This is a genomic window from Halorubrum sp. AJ67 (assembly GCF_000513435.1).
The window spans coordinates 31,732-37,121 of the sequence record NZ_CBVY010000016.1 but is presented as its reverse complement, the minus strand read 5'-3'; the positions used below and the strand labels follow the sequence as shown (position 1 = coordinate 37,121).

Below are 5,390 nucleotides of genomic sequence, written 5' to 3'. Positions count from 1 at the left end.
GCGACGAGGACTTCCTCGACGAGATCCGCCGCGTCGCCCACGTCGCTGACGCCGACAACGCCCCGACGCTCCAGCGGTTCGACGAGCACGGCGAGATCGCGGACACGACGGTCATGCGACGGTTCGGCTCGGGAGTGAGGCGGCTGTGGCGGCGCTCGATGACGACACGGACGCGTAGCCACCGCTCTGCGAGCGAGTCGATCGGGCGGGAACGCAGACGACTGGGCAGGTCCCTACCCTGAAAACAGCACCCAGTCGCCTGAGAGGGTCCGAACCCAGTCTCATGTACGCCGCAGCGCCCATGTAGGTGTTCCGGTCCAACGCTCTGCTCAGACGCGACCACAATCCACCGCGAACCAGCCATATGCCTCCATTACTCTCAATCTTGAAAACGGTCGTCTGACGCCCGCTACGGGCCATGAGGGGCGTTCACACACGTCGGGAGGCCACACAAAGCATTTATACCCGACGATAGTTGTTACGGACGCAGACCCTACCCGGTGTAGAATGCGACGCCGATTGCGAGTAATCCCAGTCGAGTCTGGTCGCGCCCTCGATGCGACGTTGGTCGATGACGAACGGGCGACTAAGATTGGGACAAAGCAGGCTGTCGCGACGCAGAACACAACACAACAATGACAAACGACACAAACTATCGCGGGAAGGCCAACGCGGTCTTCTTCGCGGCGATCATGGTCGTGTCTATGGTCGCTGCCGGCTTCGCTGTTGCGCCGGCCGCGGCTGTAAACGCGTCCAGTGGCGACCTCACGTTCAACGACCAAGAACTGGTCGATGGTGAGGTTACCATTTCAGATGTAACGACTAACAACGGGTCTGGTGGCGTCGCAGACGCTGAAGCCACCGCTGTTGTTACTTATACAAATAGTACTGGCGACGAGATCGTCGCCGGCTTTGCTGACGCCAACGAATCCGATAGCGATGACATTCAAGTCGCTATCGAGGACGAAGGTGGCTTCCCCGGTGACCACACCGCTTGGCTGTTTGCCGACGGTGATGTTCCGGCCGGAATTAGTGCTGGCGATAACGCGACCGCGCTGGCCGGAAGCGAGCTCGCGAGCGACACCGCTCTCGTCGCTGACGAGTCCTTCGATGTCTCGTACGACGAGGCTGACCTCCACGGAGACACGCTGGTCTACCAGGGACAGACGGTCCTCGTTAAAAACCTGAGTGCGGGTAGCAGCTACACGCTTCAGGAAGTTATCGACAGCGGCGACCAGACTACACGGACGCGTGCCCAACTCTCGACCGACGCGGGAGAGAACTACACGACGTTCACCACTGCGAACCGTAACGAGGCAGACTACTTCATCTCCGGTTCCGGTTCCTCTGGTTCCGTCTCGAATACCTTCGAACTCGTTACGCAGGACCTTTCGGCCACATTCGACGAGGACGAAGTTGACAACCGCGGTAGCGGTGCTGAGACCTTCGTCGAAATTGATTCCGAGCTGCGTTCCAGCTACCCGCTCACCGTGAGTGCTGACGGTGACCTCTCTGCCGAAGAGCTTGAAGATATCTTCGGCGAATCCAACGTCGAGAGCCTGGACACCGATGACGACGAGATCTCCCTCGGTACGGTCTCGGATGGCGACTTCGACGTTGACTTCGACGAGATCGATGCCGGTGACTACGAGTTCACCTTCAGCGTCGACGACACGACGGCTGAAGACACAGCCTCGGTGACCGTCAACGATGTCGGCGAAGGCGAACTCGATGTTGACCCGTCGTCGATCACCCAGGAACAGGGTGACATCGTCCCGATCACCGTGACTGCCTCGGAGGCAGCTAGCTCCGGGAGCCTTGTCATCGGTGACGAGGACGACGTTGGCTACCAAGCGAACGTCTCCATCGATGCGTTCGGTGACAACGACGAAATCACGATCTACTTCAACAGCTACGCGGCCGGTAACACCAGCGTCGCTGCTGGAGACACGGTGTGGCTCGATGAGGACGATGCTGACGACGACGCAGAGATCAGCTTCGAATCCGCGAACCAGACTACTGGTATCGACCAGTTAGACACTGGTGACTACGAGCTCGCTGTCTCCACTTCGAGCAGCCCCTCGGATACGCTCGAAACTCCGGACAACATCGGCTCGCTCTTCCTCGAAGAGCGGTCGACCTCCGAATCGATTAACACGTGGACTGTCTCCGACGGTGTCGCTGGTGACATCACCAGCGCCGACGACCCCGTTGAGGCGCTCAACGAGCGCGTCGGCGAGAACGTCACGCAGTCCAGCAGCATTGCGAACGGCGACCGCGTCGTTCACCAGATCGAGGCTTCCGGTCTGACCGGTCTCCTCGAAGCCACTGGTGAAGACGGTGACGCCAGCCAACTCGCAACCGCACTCGAAAGCGATGTCGTCACCAGTAACGGCGACGCTGGTTTCGACGGTAACTCCCTTGACCTGCGCCTCCGTGAAACGCGTGAGAGCGCCGGTCCGAACGCTCAGCTCCGTACAGTCAACCTGAGTTCGACGACGTACGATGTTGTCGTTGACGAGGAAACGAACAACTTCTACGTCATCGTTGATACGGACACGATTGAGTTCGAAAACACGGACTCCATCGCGAGCGACGAAGATGTCGAAATCGAAGCGCGCTTCCGCGTACAGGATGCGCGCCTCCTGAACTACAACCGTATTCAGGAGACCGACGACGATGTCGACAGTGTCACTGACATCCGCGAGACCGCTCGCGGAACGTTCAGTGTTGTTGAAGCCGAAGGTAGCTTCGCGAACGACCCGTACAACGTGTCGAACACGGAAGGTCAGGTCGTTGAGGGAACGACGAACCTCGCGCCTGGTACGGAACTGACCCTTCGGGTCCGCTCCTCCGGTGACACTCGTCCCGCCTTCTCGGAAGCCGAGACGGTGACGGTTGCCAACGACGGGAGCTGGTCCACCGAATTCGACTTCAGCGAACAGAACGTCGGCGACGAGTACACGATGACGCTCCGGAACTCCCTCTTCGGAACCAACCCGTCCGTTGATGGGACCGTCGTCGAATCGGTCGAGCAGTCCGCGAACTTCGCGGTCTCCGACCTGAGCCCGCAGGAAGCTACCGCGACGGCTGGCGACTCGGTCGACGTTTCGGCGACGATCGAGAACACCGGCAACGCGGAAGGCACTCAGACCGTCGCGCTCACGCTCGACGGCGACGAACTGGACAGTCAGGAAGTGACGCTCGCTGACGGTGAGAGTACCACCGTCGAGTTCACTGCCGACACGTCCGGTCTCGAAGCCGGCGACTACGAGCACGGCGTTGCCACCGACAACGATGAGGCAACCGGCACGCTGACCATCGAGGCCAGCGGCGACGGCTCCGGTGACGACTCCTCTGGTGACGACTCCAGCGGTGACGACTCCTCTGGTGACGACTCCAGCGGAGACGACTCCTCTGGTGACGACTCCACCGACGACGGTGCGCCCGGCTTCGGCGCGCTCGTCGCGCTCGTCGCCCTCATCGCTGCTGCGCTGATCGCGACCCGCCGCAACGACTAACGTCGTTGCCTGACGGTCGCGACTCGTAGCTTCCAACCATCGGCCCTCGCGGGTCGATCCACACGCGGTCTTTCTTTATCGCGCCTCGCTCCGGACAGCGGCGCTGACCGGTCGAGATATTGCCCGAACGGACAGCTACTTTCCTCAGACCGGTGATCCGCAGGGTGCCGACGACACCGCTCCGAGACAGACTGCGGATCGGATCCCGACTTGGCATCGCTCCGATTTTCGGACGTGTCGTCGGCTACACCTCCCGAAGCGGGAGCGCGTTGACTGACTCACCGAGACGCTCGGTTACGTGGCAACTGAATGAGACGCGGAGCCGGTCGCGACGCTCGACGACGGCAGTCGATGTCCAGAAGGAACTCGTCGCCGAGAGAAGCGACGACCGAGACGGTCTGGAAAAACAGGCCGAACGACCGAACGGCTCCTACTCGTCGTCGCGTTCGACGACGACGGTCCGCCCGGTCAGCGTCTCGGGGGCGAAACGGTAGAGTTCGATGTCCAAGTCCGGCTTGTCGTCCGCCCAGATCTCGAAGAGGGGGCGTCGGGCCTCGCCGTACTGCGCGATCGTCTCGGGAGTCAGTTCGTCGAGGTCGACCCGTTCGAGGGGACCGACGCCGACGACGCTCGCGTACTCGCCGTCGTCGTCCTCGTAGACGACGACGCGGGCCTGCGGCGTCGACGCGAGGAACTCGCGCTTCTCGCTGTCGGGCGTCGACACCAGCCGGAGGTACAGCGCGCGGTCGTCCGCGTCGTACCCGTACGAGATCGGGATCGCGTACGGCGCGTCGTCACGCGCGAGCGCGAGCACTCCCGTCTCGTGGCGGGACAAGAGCGCGTCCACCTCCGCCGGAGACATCTCGACCTCGCTGTTCGTCGGCATACCCGAATTTCTTCGCACGGCGGCATAAAGGACACGAGACGACGCGAGATCGGGGTCGGACCGAGAACCCGGGACCGGACGCGAAAGACGAGACGCGACGGCGGTCCGTCACCTCATCGCCGGCGCTTCGCCGATGTCCTCCTCGGTGACCGGGGCCCCGCAGACGACACAGCCCGCTTCGAGCAGCGTCGCCCGCATCGCGTCGTCCACCTCGATCGAGCGCCGACACTCCGGGCAGACGAAGGTGTGCGTCGGTGAGGGCGTCATAGTCGTGGGTACGACACCCATGCCCATCAAACGGGCAACGGATTCTCGGGGCTTCGGAACGCGGTCAATCGAGCAGCGCCCCGAACAGCTTCCGCTGGGCGGCCGCGAGGTGTTCCGTGAACGTCGACCGGCCGATGCCCAGCGACGCCGCCACCTCCCCGGCGTTGGCCCCCTTCGGGTGGTCGAAGTAGCCCGCCTCGTAGGCGGCCGCGAGCACCTCGCGCTGGCGCTCCGTCAGTTCGCTCCGATCGACGGTCACCAAGTCCGACTCGGTCGGGGTCGTCGTCGACTGGAGCAAGCGTAACACCTCCATGTCCGGGCAACCGTCGCGGAACGCCTCCAACACGGACCGCAGCGTCGGCAAGTCGCTCGCGTGGAAGGTGACGCGGAGCCGCCCGTCGCGGACCACCGCCTCGGAGACGGGGGTCTCGTGGCGGTCGAGTACGGCGAACGGCGAGTCGGGGTCGACCGCGGCGTCGAACCGGTAGGCCGCTCGCCCCCCGTAATCGAAGACGACGTCGACCTCCTCGGGGACCGACAGGTCGGCGTCCGCGATGAACTCCACGACGACGCGCTCGCGGTCGTCCGCCGGCGTGCAGCGCGAGACGCCGGTGACCGGGGTCGTCCCGTCGACGACGCCGTCGAACGGCGAGGGCGCTTCGGTCGGCAGCGAGACCTCCGCCCGGATTCCCGATCCCATCTCGTTCGTCCGTGCC

Annotated in this window: 5 protein-coding genes; 2 read left to right on the top strand and 3 right to left on the bottom strand. The window is 63.3% G+C overall.

Going from position 1 to position 5,390, the window contains the following annotated elements; all coding sequences use genetic code 11:
* On the top strand, positions 1-242 hold a 242-nt coding region (locus BN903_RS17565; protein ID WP_048077968.1), incomplete at its 5' end, for a homing endonuclease associated repeat-containing protein.
* A gap of 393 nt (positions 243-635) precedes the next feature.
* Positions 636-3,521, top strand: coding sequence for a BGTF surface domain-containing protein (locus tag BN903_RS12090; RefSeq protein ID WP_052334956.1), 2,886 nt, complete (start codon positions 636-638; stop codon positions 3,519-3,521).
* Positions 3,522-3,951: 430 nt separating this feature from the next.
* Here the strand turns inward: BN903_RS12090 and BN903_RS12085 are convergent, their stop codons facing one another.
* From BN903_RS12085 to BN903_RS12080, 3 genes are all read right to left on the bottom strand, one after another.
* Positions 3,952-4,407, bottom strand: coding sequence for a pyridoxamine 5'-phosphate oxidase family protein (locus BN903_RS12085; protein WP_048077967.1), 456 nt, complete (start codon positions 4,405-4,407; stop codon positions 3,952-3,954).
* 108 nt (positions 4,408-4,515) lie between these two features.
* The gene (locus BN903_RS17560; RefSeq protein ID WP_195155794.1) at positions 4,516-4,674 is read right to left on the bottom strand and encodes a hypothetical protein; all 159 of its coding nucleotides are present in this window, start codon (positions 4,672-4,674) and stop codon (positions 4,516-4,518) included.
* Positions 4,675-4,738: 64 nt separating this feature from the next.
* Positions 4,739-5,374, bottom strand: coding sequence for a helix-turn-helix domain-containing protein (locus BN903_RS12080; protein WP_048077966.1), 636 nt, complete (start codon positions 5,372-5,374; stop codon positions 4,739-4,741).
* Between the last annotated feature and the right edge of the window lie 16 nt (positions 5,375-5,390).

Coding starts and splice junctions, on each gene's coding strand:
- BN903_RS12090 (WP_052334956.1), top strand. CDS start 636: ATGACAAACGACACAAACTATCGCGGGAAGGCCAACGCGGTCTTCTTC.
- BN903_RS12085 (WP_048077967.1), bottom strand. CDS start 4,407: ATGCCGACGAACAGCGAGGTCGAGATGTCTCCGGCGGAGGTGGACGCG.
- BN903_RS17560 (WP_195155794.1), bottom strand. CDS start 4,674: ATGACGCCCTCACCGACGCACACCTTCGTCTGCCCGGAGTGTCGGCGC.
- BN903_RS12080 (WP_048077966.1), bottom strand. CDS start 5,374: ATGGGATCGGGAATCCGGGCGGAGGTCTCGCTGCCGACCGAAGCGCCC.